The organism is Arthrobacter sp. NyZ413 (assembly GCF_049390645.1).
GTDB lineage: Bacteria > Actinomycetota > Actinomycetes > Actinomycetales > Micrococcaceae > Arthrobacter.
The window spans coordinates 4,014,080-4,038,417 of record NZ_CP155434.1 but is presented as its reverse complement, the minus strand read 5'-3'; the positions used below and the strand labels follow the sequence as shown (position 1 = coordinate 4,038,417).

Genomic DNA, 24,338 nt, shown 5'->3' with positions numbered 1-24,338 from the left:
CCGCGCGCCTACGAGCTCACGATCGGTGTGACCGTGATGGTGTCGGCCCCGATGTCCAGGCGCGTGGTGAAGCTGAAGTCGTGGACGACGTTGAGGTCGCCCACCAGCCCGCTGAAGAGGTCTATTTCCCGCGCCGTCACACGGGCTTTTCCATTCAAGGGTGCCACCACCCATTGGCCATCAAAGGGATCGATGCTGACCTTGGGGTACTCGGTGATCTGCCATTTGATGGTTCCGTCCACCACCCGGCTGTTGGTGACATGGTAGAACGGGCAATCGGGTTGGAGCCGCTGCTGCTTGGTGGCATCGGCGGCGCACTGGTCCAGGAATTCCTTGACTTTGTCGTTCACGACTTTGATGAGGTCGTCCGTGGGCTTCGTCAGGAGGCTGAGGGGCGTCTGGGCTGATGTTCCCGCGGTCACAGCCGTGTTGGTGGCGGGTGCCGAGAAGTATTTGCCGGTGAGGCTTGCCTCGTAATCGCCGGGATAGAACACGGCGAAGCTGTTGCGGCCATTGGGCAGGTTCACGGGGACGCCGTTCAGGGTTGCCTGGTTGGCGTTGACCGCGGTCACGTCGATTGTGGGCAAGGACGTGGGAACGAAGGACCACTTGCCGAAGAAGAGCCATTCAGTTCCGGTCCGCTCCAGCACGAAGTCGGAATGGAGGGCTTTGCCGTCGATCTTGTAGTCCATGGGGACGGTTACCCGGTTGTTTCCGCGGGATTGGGCGTTTCCGAGTTTGATGTCGGAGATTTTCGACGCCGCTGTCTGAAGTGCGGTTCCGTCCAACATGGCGGCGTTGGCGCTGGGTACCGAGGCGTGCAGGATGCCCAGTGCTTCGCTGCCGTGTCCCTTTTGGAGGGCGCTGAGGTATTCGCGAACCTGCTGTTGCGGACTGGCCACGGAGCTGCTGACGAGGTTGATGCAAATGATCGCGGCGGCGACAGCGAGCATCAGGCCTAGCAGCCATCCGGCGGCGGTCTTGACCAACGTTTGACTCATCTGCACGCCCTTTACGTTACCGTCCGGTTTCGCAATAGGTGGGCATCGTGACGTGAGGACGTGCATCCGGAAAGGGCCCGACGGCGGCCCGCCGCCCCGGTTTTCAGCGTCGCCGGCGCGATGAGGTTCCAAATACGCCGCGAAGCAATTCGCGGCCCAATTGGGAACCGAAGGACCGGGCCATGCTCTTGATTCCCCCGCCGAGGGCTCCCTCCAGGACGCCCGCGAGGTCTCCCATCATGGCACTGCCATCCTGCTGCCGGGGTACAGGTACGGGAGCCGGTGTTGAAGGGAAGCCGGCCGACGAAGGAGCCGGACGGCTGCTTGGACGGCCCAGTATTTCCTCCTCGATCCGGCGCGCCTCCGCATCCACCGCGTCTTGGCCGGATGCGGCTGGAGCCGGCGGACTTCCGGGAACCGCATCGCCGGTAGCCGGGGCAGGCGCTGCTTTCATGCTGAGTTTTTCGTAAGCGGAGATGTTGTCCACAGCGGTCCCGTATTTGGTCAGCAGCTTGGATCCTGCGATCGTGCTGCGGACCAGGTCCTCGGCGCTGGGGCCCATCAGGGATTCCGGGGCGCGCAGCTTCGTCAGCGCAACGGGGGTCGGCGCACCTTTTTCGTTCATGACGGTGATGACCGCTTCGCCGATGCCGGCCGAGGTCAGCGTTTCCCCGAGGTCGTAGTCGCTCACTGGGAAAGTAGACACCGTTGCCTTGAGGGCCTTGGCGTCTTCCGGCGTGAACGCGCGCAGTGCGTGTTGGACGCGGTTGGCAAGCTGTCCAAGGACATCCGAGGGGACGTCCTTGGGGGTTTGCGTGACGAAGAAGATGCCGACGCTCTTGGACCGGATGAGTCGCACCGTGGTGGTGATGGCGTCCAGGAAGGCCTTGGACGCTCCGTTGAAGAGCAAGTGCGCTTCGTCGAGGAAGAACACGAGTTTGGGTTTGTCCAGGTCACCGGCTTCCGGGAGGTCCTCGAATAGATCCGCGAGCAGCCACATGAGGAACGTGGAGAAGAGCATGGGCTTGGTTTGCAGCGTGGGAAGTTCGAGGCAGCTGATCACTCCGCGGCCGTCCGGTGCGGTACGGAGGAGTTCGGCGGTATTGAACTCGGGCTCGCCGAAGAACTTCTCCATGCCTTGGGCTTCGAGGTTGACGAGTTCGCGCAGGATGACGCCGGCCGTGGCTTTGGAAAGGCCGCCGAGGTCCTCAAGCTCGGACTTGCCGCCGTCCGAGGTCAGGAACTGGATGACTGCCCGCAGATCCTTGAGGTCGACCAGCTCGAGCTTCTTCTTGTCCGCGAAATGGAAGATGAGCTGGAGGCTGGACTCCTGGGTGTCGTTGAGTTCCATGATGCGCGAGAGCAGGATGGGCCCGAACGAGGTGATCGTGGCACGGACGGGAACGCCATTGCCATCTCCGCCCAGCGAAAGGAACTCGACAGGAAATGCCTTGCCCTCCCACTGTTGGCCAAGGCTTTCGGTGCGGGCCAGCAGCTTCTCGCTGGCTGTGGCCGCAGTGGCAAGGCCCGAAAGGTCGCCCTTGATGTCGGCCAGGAAGACCGGAACCCCGGCGGTGGACAATTGCTCCGCCATCATGTGCAGGGTCACGGTCTTGCCGGTACCCGTGGCGCCGGCAACCAGGCCGTGGCGGTTCATCATGGAGAGGGGCAGGCGGACTTGGGCTTCTTTGTGGACTTCACCGTCCACGATTGCGGCACCTAGCTCGATCGTGGCGCCTTCGAGGGTGTAGCCCTTCTGGATCGTGGCGAGTTTCTCAGCTGTGGACTTGTTGGCCATGCGCATAGCTTAGTGGCGCAGGGATGCGCGGGAACCTTAAGAATTCGGGGACGTGCGCCGGGCCTTCAGGCGGCAGGACGGCGTCGTGATCTGCTCACTGGCGCTTCGCGTAGCGGAGGTAGACGACGCCGTTGCGGAAGCGCCGCTCCTCCAGCAACTCTAGGGAGAGGCCGACGTCGTCAGGGAGGTAGCGCAGGCCGCCGCCGACGACGACCGGCGTCAGGAAAAGCTGGAACTCGTCCACCAATCCGGCCTTGATGGCGTGTGCGGCCAGCACCGGACCACCGATGGACATGTCCCGCGGGGCGGCCTCCTTCAGCGCCCGGACCGCGTTGGCGTCGAACTCCCGCTCGATGCGCGTCCGGGACGTGGTGGCCCCCTGCAAGGTGGTGGAGTACACGATCTTGTCCGCGGACTTCCACAACTCCGCGTAGTCGCGCATGACCTGCGGCTCGCCTTCGAGGGACATGTCCTCCCACACCGACATGACTTGGTACATGCGCCGTCCGAACAAATAGGTTCCGATGGGCCGTTCGAGCTCGTTGACGAAACCGTGGACCTCCTCGTCGGGCATGCTCCAGTCGAAATTGCCTTTGGCATCGGCGGTGTACCCGTCCAAGGACATGATTCCGGAATAGATCAGTTTGGCCATGTGCTGAACGCTACCCAGCAGATGGGCGACGGTATAGTGCCCGGCATGGATGACAAAGCGATTCTGCTCAGGTACCTGCGTGCCCGCCGCGGCGAGCTCCTCGCCAAACTCGACGGACTCGGCGAATACGACGCCCGCAGGCCCATGACCCCCACCGGCACCAACCTCCTGGGACTGGTCAAGCATGTGGCAAGCGTGGAGCTCGGGTACTTCGGCGAGGTGTTCGGCCGGCCGAGCGGCCGGGAGCTGCCGTGGTTCGATGAAGGCGCCGAGGCTGACGCGGACTTCTGGGTTCCGGCGGGCGAAAGCCGCGAGAGCATCGTCGAGCTGCACCGGTTCTCGGCCGAGCACAGCGACGCAACCATCGAAGCGCTCCCGCTGGACGCCCCGGGGGAAGTGCCGTGGTGGCCCGAGGAACGCAGGCACGTGACGCTCCACCAGATCCTGGTGCACATGTGCGTCGAGACCGCCCAGCACTTGGGGCATGCGGACATTCTCCGCGAGCTCATCGACGGTTCGGCGGGAAAGGGGCCGGGAGATCCGAACCTGTCGCAGCGAAACACCGAGGAGTGGGCCGCCCACAGGTCAAGGATCGAAGGAGCGGCACGCGAGGCCTCAGCTTGAGGGACGCTTAGCGAGCCGAGCGCGTTGACGAACCAGCGCCGAGCGCCGTCACTTCCCGCGATCGGTAGCCGCGCCCGGCAGCTCCTTCGTGAACGCCAAGTGCTTGATGGCTTCCGGGTCTGCGTCGAGGTCGAACAGCGGCGAGTAGCCCGTGGCCAGGTACAGGTTCTTGGCTTCGGGCTGGCGAGGGCCGGTGGTCAGGTAGATCTTGCGGTAACCGCGACGCGCTGCCTCGGCCTCGAGCTCCGCGAGAACCACGCGTGCCAGGCCGCGACGCCGATGCGCCGAATGCGTCCAGATCCGCTTGAGTTCGGCAGTGTTCGCGTCATAGCGGCGGAACGCGCCTCCAGCCACGGTTTCCCCGTCCTCCTGCAGGATCAGGAGTGCGCCGTGGGGCGCGGCGAACTCTTCGGCGGGGTACCTGCGCAGCTCTTGCGCGGCGCCATCGGTGCCGAAGAAGTCGCCGTAGCGGGTGGTGTATTCGACGGCGAGCTCGTCCAGGAGCGGCTTGACGCGGGGATCGCGCATGGGCAGGCTCAAGACGGAAAGGCCCGACGACGGCGGGGCGGGGATGGTTGTCATGACGTGCCTTTCGTGAGGAGCCCGGCGAGTTGCGGCTTGCCTGGGCGGGACGGTTGAGCGCGGATGGCGGACAGTTCCGTGAGGAGCCGCCGGGCCAAAGCGTCGTTCTCGCGGAACGGGGCCGCGTTGGTTCCCGGACGGGCGAAGGCGCCCGCCCCCCAACCGGAGGTCCACGGCCCGACGGCGAAAAGCCCCGCTTGCCGTCCGCCGTCGGGAGCCAGTATCTCGTGCGAGCCCGAGACCAACAACTTGCCCGTGGAGTGCGGACCGTCCGAGGTGAGGAGCCGCTGTTCGGTTCCCCAGCCGGCGTCGTGCAAGTCCGTGAGCGCAGGATTCGCCGAACCGGACACCGACGGCGACGGCAGCCGGGCCTCGATATACGCGGCGGCGTCCACCACTACGGGTGACTGGAACGAGCCGGCGACGAAACGGCCACTGGCCTCGTCAGGCCGGATCCACATGCCCGGGCCGAGGAACTGCAGCAACCCTGCCCTGTGCAAGGCGAGCATCTCGCGGAGGCGGTGCGGCGGGGGACCGGAATCGACGAAACTGAAGAAGCCATGCCACCAGCCGTGCACTGCCTGCTGGGAACGGGCATTGAGCCGTTCCTGGGGTACCAAGCGCCCGAGTTCCATGTACACGCGCAGCAACGCCGTGAACAGGGCCAACGATTCCGAATGGTCCGGCTCGGTGCGCAAGCGGAGGTCACGCTCGATGTAGTTGGCGACGGCCCGTTGCACGGCCGCGTGGTCCGCGAAAGCGCAGCCGCTGAAGGGCTGGTCCAGGACTTCGAGGTCGAGCCGGAGGGACGGGTCTGGAACCGCGGCTTCAACGAGCTCTTCCCGTCGGCGGCTGTACCAATCGAGGCCGTCGAAGCGCTGCTCGAACGTGTCCCAGCCGCCGCGGGTCCGCTCGGGATAGCCGGTGAAGAGCTCGCGGTAATAGGCATAACCGGCGTCCTTGGCGATGAGCGGCCACAAATGGGTGCGGAAATCGAGTTCGTCGTGGGCTTCGAGCAGCGAGTCCACCGCGGCTTCGGTGAAGTATCGCGGCGGAGCGACGGGCTCGCCACGCAGCGTCGACGAGATCTTGGAGTGGTACGGGACTCCGCGGCGCGAACCCGCCCAGAGCCGCGGTTCGGTTCCGGACGGCACATAGTCGAGTCCGCCGTCGGGCCGTTCCTCGAAGCGCCCGCCCCGGCCCTCGAACAGGAGCACCAGTAAATCCACGAAGGCAAGGCCCATGCCTGAGACGAGGACGTCCTGGCCGGGAGCTACCGCCGAGTAGTCGACGTCGGTGGTGTACGACGGCGCCGCGTGGAACCCGCCGTGGCGCGCGGCGAAGTCGGCGAGCCGGGCCGATTCGGGGTCCGGTTTCGAACTCGTGTGGCCGAGCGAGTAGACCACGAGGTCCGCCTCGAGTTCGCCGCCCGAGGCAAGCCGGACGCGGTAGCGCGGGCCGCCGTCGTGCTTTTCCGGAGCATCGCGCCCCTCAGCAGCCCAGGGCTCGACGGCGGTGGCTGTGTCCCGGTGGACCGTCACCGTCGCGTCAGGTTCGAGGGCCGCGACGGCCCGGCGGAAGAACCACTCAAGGTATTTGCTTTGCAGCTGGCGGGTCGGGAACGAATCAGGTCCCAAGGCCCGGAGCTGCGCCTGGATATGTGGCTCGAAGGGCGGGACGTCGCGGATGGAGCCGTCAAGCACGCCGGATGCCCAACCGGCGAGGCCCGGACCGTCGAGCGCGGGACCATCGCATGCCACGGAACCGTCGGTGAACATGGTGATGTCCGCCGCCATCGAATTGAGCAGCAGTCCCGGAGCCTGGTCATAGCGCCAGATCCTCCCGGAACCGGGCTCGTGCGGTTCCACGACGTGGATTGAGACTGGGCCGTCGAGGAGGTCCGGCTTGTTCGCCGCGAGGCGTTCGAGGACGCCCGCTGAGCGCGGACCACCGCCGATGAACACTATGGCGGGGGCGATGGGCGGCATGGCTGCTCCTGGTGGCTGTGGCTGGTGGTACCTGAGCCTAGGGAGGTCGAACGGCCCCGGTCGAGGAGCCGGTAACGGCCGTTCACCACGCGTCACGCGGCGTCAACGGGCGCAAGACTTGGACGCATTCCCGGCCAATGTGAAGCGGAATGAAGCGCCGTGAATGCCCGTGAAGAGCTGTGAAGAAGTGCAAAATTCCGCGTTGCCACCGCTTTCCGCGCGCCCCTAGATTGGCAGCCATCCGATAGTCGACAACCAATCCGAAGCGAGGTGGCGCATGAGTTCAGCAGCAACCACAGTGGCGCAGTCCGCACATCAACCTGCACCCGAACCGGCGTCCGCCAGCGCCGCAACTGCCACGCCGGCCGAACGTGTGCCCGCGAACGGCGACTATTCCAGCTACAAGCTGGTACCCGCCCGGCATCCGTGGCGCTGGGTGGGAACCGTCCTGGTGGCGCTTGGCGTCGCCGCCGTGGCCTGGTCCCTCGTCAGCAATCCCCGCTGGGAATGGGGCGTCGTGGCCCAATGGTTCACCGCCCAGTCGGTGGTCAACGGCCTCATTGAGACCCTCAAATTGACGGCGATTTCCGGCGCGCTCGGGTTTATCCTCGGTTTCGTCCTGGCCCTCATGAGGCTCTCGGCATCACCGCTCCTGGTCTCGGTGTCCTGGACCTTCTCCTGGATCTTCCGCTCCACACCGCTCCTGGTGCAGATGCTCCTTTGGTACAACCTCGGGTACTTGTACGAGAAGATCAGCCTGGGCATCCCGTTCACGGACGTCCGCTTCTTCGAGGTCCAGACCACCACGCTCGTGAGCCAGTTCGCCGCGGCAGTCCTCGGCCTGACCCTCAACCAAGCCGCCTACTCGGCCGAGATCATCCGCGGCGGCATCCTGTCCGTGGACCAGGGCCAGCTTGAAGCAGCTGCCGCGCTGGGAATTCCGGCCTGGCGCCGCTCCACGAGGATCGTCCTGCCCCAAGCCATGCGCGCCATCCTGCCCACGGCGTTCAACGAGATCATCGGCCTGGTGAAGGGAACGTCGATTGTCTACGTCCTGGCCTACTCCGAGCTCTTCTACACCGTGCAGGTCATCTACAACCGTACCCAGCAAGTCCTGCCGCTGCTCCTCGTGGCGACACTCTGGTATGTGGTCATCACCTCGGTCCTGAGCGTCCTGCAGTACTACATCGAGCGCCACTATTCGAAAGGCGCAGTCCGGAACCTGCCGCTGACGCCGCTGCAGAAAGCCCGGAAATTCCTCGCCACCCACGCTGTCACCAACGTCAGGAACCCCCGATGAGCGCCGCTGCCGCAACCCCCAAGAGCCCGACGGCGGGACCCGCCGCAGCTACGGACGCCGCCGTCGGCGCCACCCGCGGCCAAGTGGAAATCACCGGCGTCCGCAAGTCGTTCGGCGGAACCGAAGTCCTCAAAGGTGTTTCCTTGACGGTCAAGCCCGGTGGAGTCGCGGTGATCGTGGGCCCCTCCGGATCCGGTAAATCCACCTTGCTGCGGACAATCAACCACCTGGAGAAGGTGAACGGCGGTTACATCACCATCGACGGACAACTCGTGGGCTACGAGGTCCGTGGAAACAAGCTCCACGAACTGCGTGAAAAGGACATCCTCAAGCAGCGCACGGACATCGGGATGGTCTTCCAGAACTTCAACCTGTTCCCGCACCTGACCGCGCTCGAAAACGTGGCTGAAGCACCCGTCGTCGCACTCCGCCCGGACGGCCGGCAGCGCCGAAGCAAAGCGGAAGCCCGCGAGCGGGCGCTCGAACTCCTGGACCGTGTGGGCCTCAAGGACCGCGCCCATGCCTACCCCCGGCAGTTGTCCGGCGGCCAGCAACAACGCGTCGCGATCGCCCGCGCCCTGGCCCTCGACCCCAAGATCCTGCTCTTCGACGAGCCCACCTCGGCTTTGGACCCGGAGCTCGTCAACGAAGTGCTGGACGTCATCCGCGAACTCGCGACCTCGGGCACCACGTTGATCATCGTCACCCACGAGATGGGCTTCGCCCGCGATGTGGCGGACATCGTGGTGTTCATGGACCAAGGCCAGATCGTGGAACAAGGCACACCCGAGGAAATCTTCTCGAACCCGCGCGAACCGCGCACCCGCACCTTCTTCTCAAAAGTCATCGAACCCGCTTTTAACATCTGAGGAATCCCCACAATGCCACGCATCACCACCAGGTTCCTGGCCCTCGCCGTCCTACCCGCCGTCATCCTTCCGACGCTCGCGGCGTGCTCGGACCCCGGCGCCTCCGCAGCCGGCGCGAGCCCGTCGGCAAGCGCCGCCCGCAACGGCGTCGTTTACAACACCTCACCGGACCAGAACCGCATCCGCGCACAGAAGGATTCCGCCGCGGCAGCCGCGGTGCCGGCCGCGATCAGCAAGGACGGAAAACTGACGGTGGCCACAACTGCCGGATCCATCCCGCTGTCCTTCCACGCTACGGACGACAAGACACCCATCGGCGTCGAGGTTGACATCGCCCAGCTCGTGGCCGACAAGCTGGGCCTCGCCTTGGACGTGCAGGTCACGTCCTGGGAGAACTGGCCGCTCAAGACGCAGTCCGGCGATTTCGAGGCCGTGTTCTCGAACGTCGGCATCAACAAGGACCGCGTGAAATTGTTCGATTTCTCCAGCTACCGGGCCGCCTACATGGGCTTCGAAGCGAAGAAGACGTCCAACTACAACATCAAGGGCGCGGACGATATCTCGGGCCTCAAAGTTTCCGTGGGATCGGGCACCAACCAGGAGAAGATCCTCCTGGCCTGGAACAAGGAACTGGAGGCCAAAGGGAAGGCTCCCGCGACCCTGCAGTACTACTCCTCGGACGCGGACACCATCCTTGCGCTCTCATCCGGGCGCACGGACCTGAACATCGCCCCCTACCCTTCGGTGTCCTACCGCGAGAACACGCGGAACGACCTGAAAGTAGTAGGCAAGGTAAACGCCGGGTGGCCCTCCGAGACCCTCGTGGCGGCAACCACCCTTAAGGGCAACGGACTGGCGCCGGCCATCACCGATGCCTTGAACTCGGCGATCAAGGATGGCTCCTACGGCAAGGTGCTTGAGCGTTGGGGCTTGTCCGAAGAAGCGGTGCCGGAGGCCAAGACCGTCACCGAAGCGAACTTCGCTACGTACCAAACGGGGAAGACACCGTGACACTCCAGACCACGCCAACCATAGGAGGAAACTTGTCCACGTCAACTCAAACCCAGGCTGGGTCGCCTCAACAAAGTGCCGCCTTCGCCGCCGCCTGGCAGGAATGGCATGCCGCGCACGAGCGCCACCGCGCCGATCCCCACGGTTTCCTGGCCGTCACCCACCTGCACTGGCTTGGCAGCTCACCGTCCCGGCTGGACGGGGTGCCGGGAACCTGGAGCGTGGATAACGACGTCGTCACTGTAGTCTTGGGGGCCGGCGAGAGTTTGCTCCGGGGCGGCCGGGAACTGAACCCGGACGCCGTCGGCACCACGCTCACTTTCGGTCCCATCGCCGAACGCGACGGCATCAACCTCCGGACCGGGGACACGGTCGTCGAACTCGCCAAGCGCGGCGGGGAATACATCGTGCGGCCGCGGAACCCCGCGAACCAGTTGCTCTCCGAATATCGCGGCACACCGGCCTACGCGCCGGACGCCTCGTTCGTGCTGGACGGCACGTTCGTACCGTTCGACGAGCCGCGTGCTACGACGGTGGGTGCCGCCGTCGAAGGCATCCAGCACGTGTACGAGGCACCGGGCGAGCTCCGATTCACCCTGGGCGGCCAAGACCTGGCGCTCACCGCGTTCAACGGCCACGCGCCGGGATCGCTCTCCGTCCTGTTCACGGACGCGACATCCGGCAAGACCACCTACGCGGCAAACCGTTCCCTCACCGTAGTCCCGGAGGCCGACGGTTCCGTGGTGCTCGACTTCAACCGCGCGGTCAACCTGCCCTGCGCCTACACCGACCTCGCCACCTGCCCGCTTCCACCCGCGGAAAACCGCCTGGCCGTGGCCATTGAAGCCGGCGAACAGATTCCCTTCGAAAGGCAGGTCCAGCGATGAGCACGTCCTCCTTCGAAGGCGGCCGCCGCGGCTTCCTCGCATTGGAACTCGACGGCGACGGCGCCCACCCCGCGGCGTGGAGCAAGGCGCGGCATGCTCCCGATGACCTCCTGAACGGCGCCCGGATCCGGAACACCGTCCTCGCAGCGGAATCGGCCGGTTTCCACGCGGCCACGTTCGCCGACGGGCCTCTAAGCGAGGGCCTTGGGTCTCACGGGGCCGGCATTGCCGGGCGCTTGAACGCGTTGCAGCGGGCCGCCTTCGCGGGGCCGGTAACGGGCTCCATTGTCCTGGTTCCGGAAGTCGACACCGTTTACACGGAGCCGTTCCACATTTCCACGCAACTCGCGAGCCTCGACTATGTTTCCCGCGGCCGTGCCGGGTGGCTCGTCAAGGCGAGCACTTCCGCGGAGGAGGCTGCCGGCGTCGGGCGTGCTGTTGTTTCCGGTGTGGGGCTGGCGCAGGAGGCGGCCGCCTCGGTGGAAGTGAGCCGCAGGCTCTGGGATTCGTGGGAGGACGACGCCGTGATCCGCGACGTCCCTACCGGGCGGTACCTTGACGTCGACAAGCTCCACTACATCGATTTCGAAACCCCCGCCGATTTCGCGGGACAGCGCTATGCGGTGAAAGGACCGTCCATCATTCCGCGTCCGCTGCAAGGCCAAATCCCCGTGCTTGCGCCCGCGGCCTTGCTTGCGGATGACTTGCTTGCCGGTGACTTCCTTGCCGGGGCCGGCGCGCCTGCCGAAGTTGACGTAGTGCTCGTTTCTGCCCCGACGCTCGAGCTGCTCGCCGACGAAATTGCCGGGATCCGCGGCCGGACGGGCGCCGCGGTGGTGGCGGAGCTCGACGTCGTCCTCGACTCCCGGGGGCAAAGCGCTTCCGCACGCCTCACCGAACTGGACGTGTTGGGCGAATGGGACAGTCCGCGGGCGCGTTTTGTTGGTACGGCCGCCGAATTGGCGGATGTCCTCACGGACTTGCTGTCGGTGGCCGACGGCGTCAGGATCCATCCCGCGGTGCTGGACGTCGAGCTCGAAGAACTGGCCCAGTTGGTGCTTCCCGAGCTTCGACGCCGCGGAGTGCTCAAGCCCGTTTCGCCCGGCGGAACGTTCCGGGAACTGTTGGGACTTGGAAGGCCGCTGAGCCGGTACTCGAACTCGGGCACAGTGGGCGGCTCCGCCGTCGTCGGCGCGGAAATCTAGGAGGAAAGCATGTCACAGCACACCCGTGCTAAATTCCAGCCGAGCGGCAAGATCCAGTTCGGCGTCTTCTTCCAGGGCGTCAATTCCGGCACTATCTGGAAGGCCCCGGAATCTGGCTCGCAAACCGATTTCGAGTCGTTCCGCAGGATCGCGCAGACCGCCGAACGCGGTTTGTTCGCGGCGTTCTTCCTCGGTGAGGGCCTGCGCTTGCGGGAACACCTCGGACGCCCGCACGCCCTTGACGTGGCAGGCAGGCCGGACGCGCAAACCATGCTCGCCGCGCTCGCGTCGGTGACGTCCAACATCGGCCTCGTCGCCACCCAAAACACCACCTACAACGATCCCGCGGACCTGGCCCACCGGCTCGCGTCGCTGGATTTGCTCTCGGGCGGGCGGGCCGCGTGGAACATCGTGACCACGGACAATGCCTGGACCGGCGCCAACTTCCGCCGCGGCGGCTACCTCGACCACGCCGACCGCTACGTCCACGCCGAAGCCTTCGTGGAAACGGCGAAGAGGATTTGGGACGGGGTGGACGCAACTCCCCGGTTGCCCCGGAGTGCCCAGTACCGGCCTGTCCTCTTCCAAGCCGGTGATTCACCGGACGGCCGGAACTTCGCGGCCCGCCAAGCCGACGTGATCTTCTCGGCTCACCCCAAGTTCGACGACGCCGTGGAGTTCCGCGCGGACATCGTCGAGCGTTCGTTGGCGGCCGGCCGGGGCGCCAACGACGTCAAGATCATGCCCGCGAGCGAGTTCATCCTGGCCGGGAGCGAGCAGGAAGCACGCGAGAAGAAAGAGTGGGTCCGGAGCCAGCAAATCGGTCCCCAGCAAGCGATCGCCTACCTCGAACAATTCTGGGGCCGCGAATTGTCAGCCTACGATCCCGACGGGCCGCTTCCGGACATCGAGCCGGCGGTGGAGGAGACCTCGGAGACCAGGGGAAGCGGCTTCCACGGTGCCAAAGCCCGCGAGCTCACCGCGCAATGGCGGGCCGAAGCCGCCGAGAAAGGCCTGACCATCCGGCAGTTCGTCACCTCCCGGACGGCCCGGGTGGACGCAACCTTTACTGGGTCCTACTCGTCCGTAGCGGACACGCTGGCCGAATACGCCGGAGTTGGTGCGGTGGACGGCTTCAACATCTCGCCATGGCTCATCCCCACCGGGCTGGACGACATCGTGAACCACCTTGTTCCCGAGCTGCAGGAACGCGGGGTGTACCCCGCGGAGTACGCCGGGAACACCCTCCGCGAAAACCTGGGGCTCGCGACGCCGGTGCGTTCGGCGTCGTTGGTCCCGGAGCCCGCAAGGTGAGCTGGCTCGCCCGGTTCGCTGCCGCCGTCGTGCATTCACTTGCCGACGGCGGCACCCGCGACCCGGACGCTGGCCTGGTGCGCCTGCGGCTCACTGTGTGGGGGCAAGGAGCCTGAGGCAGCACGACATCCCTGAACCGGGGTAGGGTGGCCGTGACCCGTCGGTGATTGCCCTCGCGGGCACCCGCCTCCCATGAATAAGGGAATAATGACGAGCACGGACCAGGAGTAGGCGATGAACGCTGTTCAAGACCGGGGAACAGTGCATCGGCAGGCGCCCCCACGCCTTCGTTGCGACCTTGATGACTTGGTGGAACGGGCACGCGCGCTAGCTGGAACCGGCCGTCGTCGAATCCTGGGCATCACCGGGGCTCCGGGCGCCGGCAAATCGACGTTGGCCCACGCGGTCGCGGAAGCGTTGGGAGCCCAGGCCGCACTTGCGGGAATGGACGCGTTCCATTTAGCCAACGCTGTCCTGGCGGCGCATGGTTCGCGGGACCGCAAAGGCGCACCGGACACCTTCGATCCGTGGGGCTACGCGAACCTCCTGCGCCGGCTCAAGGACAACGACGAGCCTGTGGTCTATGCGCCCATGTTTGATCGCGGCCTGGAGGAATCCATCGGCAGCGCAGTTCCCGTACCGCAGGATGTCCCACTGATCATCACTGAGGGAAACTACCTCCTGCTCGACGCCGCCGGCTGGCGTGAAGGCCGGGAACTGATCGACGAGGTCTGGTATGTGGAACTGGACGAGGACGAACGGCTGCGGCGGCTGATCCTGCGCCATGAAGCCTTCGGAAAGCTGCACGACGAGGCCGAAGCCTGGGCCAGGGGAAGCGACCAGCGGAACGCCGACGTGGTGGAAGCGACGAAGGACCGTGCCGACTTGGTCATCGAACTGGTTGGTAATACGGCTTAATCGGGTGCGCCTTCAACAGTCGCGCCGCGTCCAAGGCGGTTCGGCCCGGACGCGGCTGCAACGTGCTTACGACTTCGGCAGGCCCGGCGGGTTCAGCTCCGACTTCTGGACCGCCTCGGCCGACAATCCCCAGCGGTCCAGGATCTTGCCGTAGGTGCCATCCTTGATCAGCGCGTTCAGTCCCGCCTGGGCAGCTGCCGCGAGGCCGTTACCCTTCTTGGTGGTCACCGCGATGTTCGCCTTGAGCGGCCAGCCGCCATCCACCAGTCCCACGTTCTTGGTCTTGCCATCGGTCTGCGACTTGTAGGACGCGGTGGCATTGGGCCCGAACGTGAGGTCCGCACGGCCCGACTGCAGTGCCAGCGTGGAGGCTGAGTCGTCGTCGTAATACTGGAACTCGACCGGCTTCAAGCCGTTCTTCTTGTTCTCAGCGTCCCAGCGCAGGAGGATGGCTTCCTGGTTGGTGCCCGAGCCCACGATGATCCGCTTGCCCGCGACGTCCGGGGCCGAGTCCACCTTGGTGATGGGACTGTCGCTCTTGGCATAGAAGCCCAACTTGTCGTCCCGGTAGCTGGCAAAGTCGAACTTGAGCTTGCGCTCTTCCGTCACCGTGACATTCGAGATGACGGCCTCGTACTTGCCGGACTCGACGCCCAGCGGCCAGTCGGCCCACGCCGTCGGGACAATATCGGCCTTGAGGCCCAGCGACTCGGCCAGCGCGACGGCGATGTCCACCTCGTTGCCCACCGGCGTCTTGTTATCCGTGGCGTAAACGGCGAGCGGTGCGGAGAAAGGACTGACGGCAACAGTCAGCTTGCCGTCCGCCTTGACGGATGCGGGCACCAATGCGGCGGCCTCGGGCGAGACCGTTACCGGGACGCGGTTTTGATCGGGAGACAGGTTGAAGGTTTTCGCGCCGGACGTAGCGGACGACGACGGTGCTGACGCCGCCGACGCGCCCGGGTCCGAGCACGCGGCGAGGCCGAGGGTCGTGGTGACGGCGAGTGCCAACGCTGTGCCTGCCTTGAGGCGTGAAATAGCCATGGATTCCCCTTGTTTTGAGAGCTGTTTGAGAGCTGCGGAGTGCTTGTTGCTGCAACTATCCGGGAGCGTCCAAGGGCCGGTCAAAGCGCCGTGAAACGTGGGGATACGGGAGTTAACCGGGCTTCACTGGACGTCCGCGGGCGTCACACTCGCGCGCCACCGGGGTCCCTGAGATGGGTCCTTGCCCGCGTCCGCACGGGGTGAGACGGAACCCACGTAAGCGGCAGAAATAACCCGGCTGCCGCCGTCGTTGTCGCAAGAGTGGCCGTCAGACGGCCCTTTGGACTCACACACCACCTTCGAAAGGCCGGCACCGACGTGACTGTTCTCCTCTCCATCCTCGACCTGGCGATCATCGGCAAGGGCCAGACTGCGGCGGAGAGTTTCGCCGGGAGCGTCGCCATGGCGCAACTGGCCGAACGGCTCGGCTACCGGCGGATCTGGTACGCAGAGCACCACAACATGGCATCGATTGCTTCCTCGGCCACGAGCGTTTTGATCGCTCACGTCGCAGCCAACACGAGCACCATCAGGCTCGGCGCGGGCGGCGTGATGCTCCCGAACCATTCGCCGCTCACCATCGCCGAGCAGTTCGGAACCCTCGAAACGCTGCACCCGGGCCGCATCGACCTGGGTCTTGGACGTGCTCCGGGCAGTGACCAGAACACCATGCGGGCGCTCCGGCGCGATCACATGGCCGCGGACACGTTCCCGCAGGACGTGCTGGAATTGCAGGGCTACCTGAGCGGACCCACGCGGATCCAGGGGGTGGAGGCCACCCCTGGAATAGGCACGAACGTCCCGCTATACATTCTGGGCTCGTCCCTGTTCGGCGCCCATCTGGCCGCCCAACTCGGCCTGCCGTACGCCTTCGCTTCGCACTTCGCGCCCAATGCCCTGCAGGACGCCGTCGCCGCCTACCGCCGCGAATTCAAGCCGTCGGAACAGCTTCAGGAACCGTATGTCATTGCCGGCGTGAACGTGGTGGCCGCTGATTCCGCCACCGAAGCGCAACGGCTGTTCCTCGAGGTCAAGCGCGACCGTGTGTCCCGCTTCCTGGGCGGCGGCCGCGAGTTCACCGACGCCGAGGCGGACTTGATCCTCGACTCCGCCCAAGGCCAGCACATTGCGAACATGGTGAAGTACTCGGCGGTGGGTACGCCCGCGGTAGTGCGCGAGTACCTCGATGAGTTCGCCCGCCACGCCGATGCCGACGAACTCATCGTGGCCCACCAGAGCACCGGCACGGAGCAACGCCTCCGCTCCGTGGAGCTCGTGGCCGAAGCCGTGGGTCTCGTCTCGGCGTAGTTTGTGTACACATCCTGTCCCTTAAGCGCGCTCATAACGGACACGATCTGTACACAAACTCGGAAGTTACACCCCGGCAATACGCGGGTCACGGGGGTGAAACTCCGAGGGCGGACACTGGACGAATCCCCCTGGAAGGATCGTCCATGGCTACTCCGCTCAACCAATCGGTGGCCGATTCTGCGCTGCTGACCAAGTCGCTTCCCCTCGGCCTGCTCCGGACTTCCCTCCAATCCGAGGCCGCCCACGACGGCATTACCCCGGAGTTGCTCGCCGAGCTCAAGATGCTCGCCCGGACCCCCGGCCTCCTGGTTGCCTGCAACTATGGCGGAACGCTCTGTGCCGCCGAAGGTGTGTCCACGGAAACGCTCCCGCTGGGGAGCGCCGCCGTCGCGCTCCGTGCCCTGGCAGCACTGCCGAACACGCACACGGCGGTCATTTCCGGGCGCTCGCTGCGGGACCTCGCCGCGGTGTCGCGGCTGCCGGCCGAAGTGCATTTGGTGGGCTCGCACGGCGCCGAGTTCGACATGACCTATGCGTACAGCATCTCGATGGCCACCGAAGCGCTCCTCCAACAGGCAGCCACGGCCCTCAACGAATCAATCGGCTTCGAAAAGGGCATCAGCATCGAGCGGAAACCCGTGGCCGTTGGAATCCATACCCGCCCCGCCACGCCCGCCGTGGTGGCAAGGGTGACCCGCGAGGCGCACCAGATCGCCCGCGAATTGGGCTTGTTCTTCATTGTGGACGGGTCCGTGCTGGACCTGTCCATTGTCGAGCCCTCCAAAGACGCCGCGCTGGAGCATCTGCGAACACAGTTGGGGGCCAGCGCGGCACTTTTCGCAGGCGATGCGGACAGCGACGAACTCGCCATCGCCACGTTGCGTGGCCCGGACCTCGGCGTGCACGTGGGGCCGGGGGAAACATCTGCCCGCCACAGGCTCCCGGACCCGGAGTCGTTCGCCAAGGTTCTCGCCATCCTCTTCGAACTGCGCCGGGCATGGCTGTTCGGCGAAGACGCGGTGGGTCTTGAGCGGCATTCGATGATCGGCAACGGAACGTCGACGGCGTTGCTCACCCCGGAGGCCAAGGTCTGCTGGATGAGCCATCCCCTCCCGGACTCCGGCTCCTTGTTCGCGCACATCCTCGGCGGCGATCCGGCGGGCCATTTCAGCGTGGAACCGGTCAAGGCCTCGAAGGTGCTTGGCCAGCGCTACGTGGACAACACCATGATCGTGGAAACGCGATGGGCGGACGTGACCGTCACCGACTACCTTGAGCCTGCTCCGGACGGCATCACGAGCCTGGTCCGGGTCCTTTCCGGCACAGGCACCGCGCGGATTGTGTTCGCGCCGCGGCCGGACTACGCCAACGCCCCGTTCAACATGGAGGTCCGGGGCGGGGAACTGCACGTAGTCGGCACCTCGGACCCGATCGTCCTCTTCGCCCCGGGGGTGTCGTTCACCGTCTCGAGCGACGGAAAACACGGCACCGCCACGGCGGAAGTCAGCCTCGCGTACGGTCCGGTGGTCATGAACCTCAGGTGCGGAGACACTGAGCCGACGGCGCCCGATCCCGCCGGAGAGCTGACCCGGCGGGCCGCCGTCGCACACCAGTCCCGGCAGTGGGTCCGGGGGCTGGAGTTGCCGGACATGAAACCTTCGCTGGTGCGGCGCTCGGCGCTTGTGCTGAAGGCGCTGGTGCATGAACCCACCGGTGCCGTCCTCGCGGCGCCAACCACTTCCTTGCCGGAAGGCATCGGCGGCACCCGCAACTGGGACTACCGCTACTGTTGGCTCCGCGACGGCTCAATGACCGTCAACGCGTTGGTGGACCTTGGCTCCACGGAGGAGGCCGACGGTTTCCTCCGCTGGCTGGGCCGTATCCTGGAGAACGCCCCCGGACCGGAATGGCTGCACCCCTTGTATTCCGTGACGGGTGCGCCCTTGTCCACCGAGGCCATTATCGAAAGCCTGCCGGGCTATGCGGGCTCGCGGCCTGTGCGGATCGGGAACGCGGCAGACCACCAAGTGCAGCTGGACGTTTTCGGACCGATCGCCGAGCTGATCCAGAGCTTGGGCAGGCGGCGTGGCACGTTGCCCGACGAACACTGGAAGCTCATGGAACAAATGGCCTCCGCCGTGCTGGCCCGCTGGCACGAACCCGACCACGGCATCTGGGAAGCCCGCCGTGCGCCGCGGCACCACATCTACACCAAGGTGATGTGTTGGGTGACGCTCGACCGGGCGATGCACACCGCGGTGCGGTTCCGGCGCCCGGTCGGGGCCGGGTGGGAGGAAACGGCCAACACCATCCGCGCGGAAGTCCTCCGGGAAGGCTGGGACGATTCAGCCAGTTCCTACACCGTCGCCTACGACAGTCCCGATCTCGACGCGGCGGTCCTGCACATCGGACTCTCCGGCCTGCTGGACGTCCGCGACCAGCGCTTCCTTGACACCGTCACCGCGGTGGAGCGTGAACTCCGCGTAGGTCCCACCGTGTTCCGGTACAGGTACGACGACGGCCTGCCGGGTTTGGAGGGCGGGTTCCACATCTGCACCACCTGGCTCATCGAGGCGTACCTCGCCGTGGGCCGTTTGGACGATGCCTTGGAGTTGTTCAACCAACTCGTGGCGCTCTTCGGGCCGACCGGCCTGCTTCCCGAGGAGTTCGACCCCGGAACCGAGACCCACTTGGGAAACCACCCGCAGGCGTACTCGCACCTGGGCTTTATCCGTTGCGCGCAGTTGCTGGACAAGTACCTGGACACGGTGGAGGAGGAGTAGGCGCCTCGGGGCTCAGGTGAGCAGGAGCGCGACGGCGATCATCGCCGGGACGGCGACCACCGTGGTGATCAGGACGGTGTCCTTGGCCACGGTGATTCCCGTGTTGTAACGGCTCGCGGCAACGAACACGTTCTGCGCCGTGGGCAAGGCGGACGTCACCACCACGGCGAACAACGCGTGTCCTTGCATGCCCAGCGCGAAATGCGCGAAGAGGTAAGCCATCAACGGATGCACGAAGAGCTTGAACCCGCTCGCCATCAAACTGTCCAGCCGGCGTCCGCCGTCTTTTTGCAGCGGCCGGGAACCGTTCAGGCTCATGCCGAACGCCATCAACATCGCCGGAATGGCGGCTCCGCCAATCAAATTGATCGGTTCCATGATGAGCGAGGGCACCTGCCACCCCGTTCCCGCAACGATCAGGCCGAGGGCGGTTCCCACGATCATGGGGTTTCGCACGATCATCAGCAGGAACCGCAGGGGAGTGGTCCTGTGGTTGCTGGTACTGGCGTCGAGCGCCATGAGGTACATCGGCGTGAAAAAGGCCAGCTGGAAGATGAGCAGCGGCGCCACGTAACTCGCGTCGCCCAGGACGAACACCGAGATCGGGATGCCGAGGTTCGCTGAATTGGCCAAGGAGGCGCTCATCGAGGACATGAGCGATTCGGGCAGGGAACGCTTGAGCCAGAACTTCACGATGACGAAGAACAGTGTGCCCGTGGCGATCGCGCCCACGGCCGTGACCAGCAGCGGCGCGGCGAAGACGTCGTGCAGATGCGCTTTGCTCAGGGTTTCGAAGAGAAGGGCGGGGCTCGCGACGAAGAACGTCAGGCCGCTCAGGACCGGGCGGGCGTTGTCGCCCAGGATTCCGCGCCTTCCGACGAACATGCCCACCAAAATGATGGCCCATACGACGAAAAACCCGGAAAGCACCCCCAGCATTTACAGTTTCCGGAAGGTGCTGGGAGCGCAGTTGGGTGGGATCACACTCCCAGCCTAAATCAGCTTTATTTGCGAGTAGTGCCCGACGGCGGGAAGTTCCGCCATGTGGACCGCTGCGGACCCGCGCGGGCCCGGCCGGGAGCGCGGCTAGTTCAGGGCGGCGTTGTTGAGGGCGTGCGGCGGACGCATGAGGCCCGGCGTGTGGCCCTCGGCGGGATCGTCGCCGAGTTGGACGATCTTGTTGTCCTTATCAACGTGGACGACCCGCGGACGGTAGGCCCGGGCTTCCTCGGTGGTCATTTCGGCGTACGTGATGAGAATGACGACGTCGCCCACGTGCACGAGGTGCGCTGCTGCGCCGTTGATGCCGATGACGCCGGAGCCGCGTTCTCCCGCAATGGTGTAAGTCTCCAGGCGTGCGCCGTTGGTGACGTCGACAATCGAGACCAGTTCGCCGGGCAGGATATCCGCGGCATCCAGCAGGTCAAGGTCGACCGTCACTGAACCCACGTAGTGCAGGTCAGCATGGGTGACCGTGGCGCGGTGGATCTTGGACTTAAACATTGTGCGGTTCATAACGTGACAAGTTTAGCGCGTGGCTGTTCGATCGCCGGGTGATACCGGACACAGGCTATCGCTTGCTTGCCTGCCTCCGCATCAAGGAACCGTAGGCCGCGAGGAGTCGGGGGACCACGAAATAGACCGCGGTGGGAACCACCAGGAGCGTCAGGACCAGGGCGCGGAGGGCCGGGCGCCAATCCCCTGTGAGCGGAGCGAGGGCCGTCATTCCGATGGCGACGAGCGGGAAAATGGCCAGCCATGTAATGACTGCGCGCACGTGGACGGAAGGCGCGGTCGCGGCGGCAGGAGCAGGGGCGGAAACCGGCGTGGATGCGGTGCCTTGAACGGGCGCTGCAAGCGGGGTTTGGGTGCTCATGTAATTCTCCAACTAATTAGTTGCTTCCGGGGTGCGTTCAGATTAGCCACCAGTCAGGCAAACTGCAACTGTTTAGTTGGATTCTGTTAATATAGGGACATGGCTTGGGATACGGATCGGACCAAACGGCTTCTCCTCGAGGCGGCCACTGCCGAGTTTTGCCAGTTCGGACTCGCCGGGGCAAGGGTTGACCGAATCGCGGCGGCGGCCGGCGTCAACAAGGAGCGGATCTACCAGTATTTCGGCAAGAAGGACCTGCTCTTCGATGCCGTGGTCGCGGACATACTCAGTAAAGTCGTGGACGAAGTCCGCATCGAAGGCAGTGGTCCCGAGGCCTTGGCCGACTACGCCGGCAGGCTCTTCGACCACCACCACGAAGATGCCACACTGCCAAGGCTGCTGTTCTGGGAAGGGCTCGAACGTGGCGGGTACGTCGTGAACCGCCCGGACCGGGCAGCGAACTGCAGCAACAAGGTGGACAGCGTCATTCGGGCCATGCCCGGCACTTCCAGGGAAGATGCGGCGGACCTGATGCTTACCATCATTGCGCTCTGTGATGCCTGGCCGGTGCTGCCCGAACTGGATGGCCTCATGGCCGGCAAGGAGCCCAGCAGGGTGGAGCGGCGCAGGAAAGCGATTGTCATGACCGTCTTGTCGGCCGCACGCGGCCTCGCCCAGGAGGCCGGAATCGCCTGAAGCGCGAAGGGTGCTCGCGCCTAGGCCTGCTTGTTGAGCGTCCTGCCGATGATCGCCTGCGTCAGGGCGTCCACCACTTCCGCGTTGGCCAGTGGATTCCGGATCAGGGTGAAGTCCACGTCCCCCACGGGCGGGAGGTCGAAGCGCTTGGTGATCACCGTGAGATCCTCGGGAACCAATGACGATGGCATCACAGCGACGCCGATGCCCGCCCGGACCGCTGCCAAGACCCCGGCGATCTGCTTCGTCGAGCACGTGACGCGCCACGTCCGTCCCATTGCCTCCAGGGCATCGATGGCCAGCTTCCGGCTCACGCTCGGTGCCGGGTAGCAAATCAGGGGAACGGGGCTGGCGGGGTCGAGCACCGTCTGTTCCACGCCTACCCAGGCGAACTTGTCGTGCCGGACCACCGTGCCGTCCTTGGCTTCCCCCACCCACTTCACGAAGACCAGGTCCAACTGGCCGGCGTTGAGGCGCTTGTAGAGCTGGTCGCTCTGGCTGACCGTGAGCTCAAGGTTGATCTGTGGATACAGTTGCCGGAATTCGCGGAGGATGCGCGGCAGGCCGGTGATCGCGAGGTCGTCCGCAGTGCCGAAGCGCAAGCGGCCGCGCATCGCCGAGCCGGAGAAATACCTCGCCGCCGAATCATGGGCGGCCAGGATGTTGCGGGCAAAACCGGCCATGGCGTCCCCATTGTCCGTGAGCCGCACATCCCTGGTGTCGCGCGCGACGAGGGCCCGCTTGGCCGCCATCTCCAGCTTCCGGACGTGCTGGCTGACGGTGGGCTGGGCCAGGCCGAGGCGCTCGGCAGCCTTGGTGAAGCTCAATGTCTCGGCGACGGCCAGGAAGGACCGCAGCTGTACCGGTTCGAACACGGTTCTCCTTTGATGCGGGACTGTCCTTGGACGAGATTCCAGCATATTGCGCTTTGTAATGCTAGTTATACAGGGAATTTGCTTCCATAATTACGCGGCCCAACCCTAGCGTTAAAGCCATCCCAGTGAAACCTTCTATCCGAGGAACAACTTTGGCACCCCCACCGCCCGCAGCGGCAAACGTCAGCCAACCAACCATCGATTCACTCACCGCAAGCAGCCGAATTCCAGATGCTGCTGACCCTTCGGACGCTATTACCCAACCAATCGCCGTCGTCAGCGAACGGCTGCCTTGGCGTCACACTTTCATTGCGCTCAAGGTCCCCAATTTCCGCATTTTCGCCAGTGGCCATTTCGTTGCCGTAATTGCCCTCTGGATGCAGCGCATTGCACAGGACTGGCTGGTTCTCCAGCTCTCGGGCTCCGTCACCGCCGTCGGATTTACCGTGGCATTGCAGTTCATGCCTTCCCTCTTCCTTGGCCCTTGGGGCGGCATGGTGGCCGACCGCTTCCCGAAACGGCGCATCCTCATCGGGTGCCAGGGCGTGGCGGCCGCGCTCGCCGCCATCCTCGCCACCTTGGCACTGAGCCACCGCATCGAGGTGTGGCACGTCTACCTGATCGCCTTGGTCCTGGGGCTGGTGACGGTCCTTGACCAGCCGGCACGCCAGGTCTTCGTCAACGAACTCGTGGGACCGAAGTACCTTCGCAACGCCATCAGTGTTAACTCCACCATTTTCCAGCTGGGCGGCTTGATCGGCCCTGCTTTGGCGGGCGTGCTGCTCACGGCGGTCGGCGCGGGCTGGGCCTTCGCCGCGAACGCCGTCGCCTGCTGTTCAACGGTGAGCATGCTCCTCATGCTCCGCAAGAACGAGCTGTATGTCAGCACTCCCGTGCCCAAGCGCAAGGGGATGCTGAAGGAAGGCCTGCACTACGCCCTCAACAAGCCCACCATTTACTGGCCCTGGCTCATGGCGGGGTTCGTGGCGGTCTTCGCAATGAGCCTGCCGGTCCTCCTCGCGGCATTCGCGGACAACATCTACCGTGCGGGTGCCGGCGGCTACGGACTGCTCAACGCCCTGGTGGCCGTCGGAGCGCTGACGGGGGCGATCACCTCGGCCCGCCGACGCCAACTGCGGTTGCGTTCCGTGGTTTTCTGCGCCGGAATGTACGGACTGATGCTGTGCCTTGCCGCCCTCGCGCCTTCCATGGCATGGTTCGGAGCCGCGATGGTGCTCGCCGGCTTCTGGTGCCTCATGTTCCTTACCGCCGCCAACCAGCTGGTCCAGATCAGCGCCAACATGAGCATCCGCGGCCGCGTCATGAGCCTCTACATCATGGTGCTCATCGGCGGGCAGGCTATCGGCGGCCCCATGCTCGGGTGGCTCGCCGAACACCTCAACCCGCACGCGGCCATCCTGGTCTCCGGCGGGGTGCCGGCCCTCGCGGCGGCGACAGTCGCCGTCGTACTCGCGCGGAAGTCCGAGCTGCGCCTCAAGGTGGACGTCAGGGACCGACGGCGGATGGTGCGGATCGTCGCGCAATCGGCCTGAGTGCCGCCCGGCCGCCGAAAAAGAATACGGCCCGGAAAACGCGAAACACCC

At 65.3% G+C, this 24,338-nt stretch carries 22 protein-coding genes; 12 read left to right on the top strand and 10 right to left on the bottom strand.

All coding sequences use genetic code 11. From position 1 onward, the window contains the following. Window positions 1–8 precede the first annotated feature (8 nt). From ABCW42_RS18850 to ABCW42_RS18840, 3 genes are all read right to left on the bottom strand, one after another. Complete coding sequence (locus tag ABCW42_RS18850; protein WP_423182626.1) at window positions 9–1,001, bottom strand: hypothetical protein; 993 nt, start codon at window positions 999–1,001, stop codon at window positions 9–11. A 103-nt stretch (window positions 1,002–1,104) separates the two neighbouring features. Next, window positions 1,105–2,799: a helicase HerA-like domain-containing protein gene (locus ABCW42_RS18845; RefSeq protein ID WP_423182625.1), complete on the bottom strand. Its 1,695-nt coding sequence runs from the start codon at window positions 2,797–2,799 to the stop codon at window positions 1,105–1,107. A 94-nt stretch (window positions 2,800–2,893) separates the two neighbouring features. Next, window positions 2,894–3,451, bottom strand: a complete 558-nt coding sequence (locus ABCW42_RS18840) for a dihydrofolate reductase family protein (protein ID WP_423182624.1) — start codon at window positions 3,449–3,451, stop codon at window positions 2,894–2,896. A gap of 45 nt (window positions 3,452–3,496) precedes the next feature. Here ABCW42_RS18840 and ABCW42_RS18835 point away from each other — a divergent pair, with 45 nt between their 5' ends. Beyond that, window positions 3,497–4,075, top strand: a complete 579-nt coding sequence (locus tag ABCW42_RS18835) for a DinB family protein (protein ID WP_423182623.1) — start codon at window positions 3,497–3,499, stop codon at window positions 4,073–4,075. 48 nt (window positions 4,076–4,123) lie between these two features. Here the strand turns inward: ABCW42_RS18835 and ABCW42_RS18830 are convergent, their stop codons facing one another. Together ABCW42_RS18830 and ABCW42_RS18825 are read right to left on the bottom strand one after the other, a co-directional pair. Beyond that, window positions 4,124–4,657: a GNAT family N-acetyltransferase gene (locus ABCW42_RS18830; protein ID WP_423182622.1), complete on the bottom strand. Its 534-nt coding sequence runs from the start codon at window positions 4,655–4,657 to the stop codon at window positions 4,124–4,126. Next, window positions 4,654–6,645 carry an FAD/NAD(P)-binding protein gene (locus ABCW42_RS18825; RefSeq protein ID WP_423182621.1) on the bottom strand — a complete coding sequence of 664 codons (1,992 nt, stop codon included), beginning with the start codon at window positions 6,643–6,645 and terminating at the stop codon, window positions 4,654–4,656. The genes ABCW42_RS18830 and ABCW42_RS18825 overlap by 4 nt, the downstream gene beginning before the upstream one ends. Window positions 6,646–6,922: 277 nt before the next feature. Here ABCW42_RS18825 and ABCW42_RS18820 point away from each other — a divergent pair, with 277 nt between their 5' ends. The 7 genes from ABCW42_RS18820 (at window position 6,923) to ABCW42_RS18790 (ending at window position 14,149) form a co-directional block, all read left to right on the top strand. Next, window positions 6,923–7,945 (top strand): amino acid ABC transporter permease, encoded by a 1,023-nt coding sequence (locus ABCW42_RS18820; RefSeq protein WP_423182620.1) that lies wholly within the window; start codon window positions 6,923–6,925, stop codon window positions 7,943–7,945. Then, window positions 7,942–8,814 carry an amino acid ABC transporter ATP-binding protein gene (locus ABCW42_RS18815; RefSeq protein ID WP_423182619.1) on the top strand — a complete coding sequence of 291 codons (873 nt, stop codon included), beginning with the start codon at window positions 7,942–7,944 and terminating at the stop codon, window positions 8,812–8,814. The genes ABCW42_RS18820 and ABCW42_RS18815 overlap by 4 nt, the downstream gene beginning before the upstream one ends. A 12-nt stretch (window positions 8,815–8,826) precedes the next feature. Next, entirely contained in the window at window positions 8,827–9,825 is a 999-nt protein-coding gene (locus ABCW42_RS18810) for an ABC transporter substrate-binding protein (protein ID WP_423182618.1), read from the top strand. 32 nt (window positions 9,826–9,857) lie between these two features. Further along, the gene (locus ABCW42_RS18805; protein ID WP_423182617.1) at window positions 9,858–10,712 is read left to right on the top strand and encodes a DUF1684 domain-containing protein; all 855 of its coding nucleotides are present in this window, start codon (window positions 9,858–9,860) and stop codon (window positions 10,710–10,712) included. Then, window positions 10,709–11,917 (top strand): LLM class flavin-dependent oxidoreductase, encoded by a 1,209-nt coding sequence (locus tag ABCW42_RS18800; protein ID WP_423182616.1) that lies wholly within the window; start codon window positions 10,709–10,711, stop codon window positions 11,915–11,917. Before ABCW42_RS18805 ends, ABCW42_RS18800 begins: the two co-directional genes overlap by 4 nt. 9 nt (window positions 11,918–11,926) lie before the next feature. Continuing rightward, the gene (locus ABCW42_RS18795; protein WP_423182615.1) at window positions 11,927–13,231 is read left to right on the top strand and encodes an LLM class flavin-dependent oxidoreductase; all 1,305 of its coding nucleotides are present in this window, start codon (window positions 11,927–11,929) and stop codon (window positions 13,229–13,231) included. Window positions 13,232–13,465: 234 nt separating this feature from the next. Continuing rightward, window positions 13,466–14,149 carry a nucleoside/nucleotide kinase family protein gene (locus tag ABCW42_RS18790; RefSeq protein WP_423182614.1) on the top strand — a complete coding sequence of 228 codons (684 nt, stop codon included), beginning with the start codon at window positions 13,466–13,468 and terminating at the stop codon, window positions 14,147–14,149. Between the two features lie 66 nt (window positions 14,150–14,215). On the opposite strand, the gene ABCW42_RS18785 is transcribed toward ABCW42_RS18790, so the two are convergent. Continuing rightward, window positions 14,216–15,193, bottom strand: coding sequence for an ABC transporter substrate-binding protein (locus tag ABCW42_RS18785; protein WP_423182613.1), 978 nt, complete (start codon window positions 15,191–15,193; stop codon window positions 14,216–14,218). Window positions 15,194–15,511: 318 nt separating this feature from the next. Here ABCW42_RS18785 and ABCW42_RS18780 point away from each other — a divergent pair, with 318 nt between their 5' ends. Both ABCW42_RS18780 and ABCW42_RS18775 read left to right on the top strand, forming a co-directional pair. After that, window positions 15,512–16,501, top strand: a complete 990-nt coding sequence (locus ABCW42_RS18780) for an LLM class flavin-dependent oxidoreductase (RefSeq protein ID WP_423182612.1) — start codon at window positions 15,512–15,514, stop codon at window positions 16,499–16,501. Between the two features lie 146 nt (window positions 16,502–16,647). Then, entirely contained in the window at window positions 16,648–19,287 is a 2,640-nt protein-coding gene (locus tag ABCW42_RS18775; protein WP_423182611.1) for a trehalase-like domain-containing protein, read from the top strand. Window positions 19,288–19,299: 12 nt separating this feature from the next. On the opposite strand, the gene ABCW42_RS18770 is transcribed toward ABCW42_RS18775, so the two are convergent. The 3 genes from ABCW42_RS18770 to ABCW42_RS18760 form a co-directional block, all read right to left on the bottom strand. After that, the gene (locus ABCW42_RS18770; protein ID WP_423182610.1) at window positions 19,300–20,226 is read right to left on the bottom strand and encodes an AEC family transporter; all 927 of its coding nucleotides are present in this window, start codon (window positions 20,224–20,226) and stop codon (window positions 19,300–19,302) included. A gap of 147 nt (window positions 20,227–20,373) precedes the next feature. After that, complete coding sequence (gene panD, locus ABCW42_RS18765; RefSeq protein ID WP_423182609.1) at window positions 20,374–20,802, bottom strand: aspartate 1-decarboxylase; 429 nt, start codon at window positions 20,800–20,802, stop codon at window positions 20,374–20,376. A gap of 55 nt (window positions 20,803–20,857) precedes the next feature. Beyond that, entirely contained in the window at window positions 20,858–21,163 is a 306-nt protein-coding gene (locus ABCW42_RS18760; protein WP_423182608.1) for a hypothetical protein, read from the bottom strand. 99 nt (window positions 21,164–21,262) lie between these two features. On the opposite strand from ABCW42_RS18760, the gene ABCW42_RS18755 reads away from it, so the two are divergent. Then, window positions 21,263–21,859: a TetR/AcrR family transcriptional regulator gene (locus ABCW42_RS18755; RefSeq protein WP_423182607.1), complete on the top strand. Its 597-nt coding sequence runs from the start codon at window positions 21,263–21,265 to the stop codon at window positions 21,857–21,859. Window positions 21,860–21,879: 20 nt separating this feature from the next. Here the strand turns inward: ABCW42_RS18755 and ABCW42_RS18750 are convergent, their stop codons facing one another. Beyond that, window positions 21,880–22,734 carry a LysR substrate-binding domain-containing protein gene (locus tag ABCW42_RS18750; protein WP_423182606.1) on the bottom strand — a complete coding sequence of 285 codons (855 nt, stop codon included), beginning with the start codon at window positions 22,732–22,734 and terminating at the stop codon, window positions 21,880–21,882. A gap of 152 nt (window positions 22,735–22,886) precedes the next feature. Here ABCW42_RS18750 and ABCW42_RS18745 point away from each other — a divergent pair, with 152 nt between their 5' ends. Continuing rightward, window positions 22,887–24,287: an MFS transporter gene (locus tag ABCW42_RS18745; RefSeq protein WP_423182605.1), complete on the top strand. Its 1,401-nt coding sequence runs from the start codon at window positions 22,887–22,889 to the stop codon at window positions 24,285–24,287. Window positions 24,288–24,338: the final 51 nt, after the last annotated feature.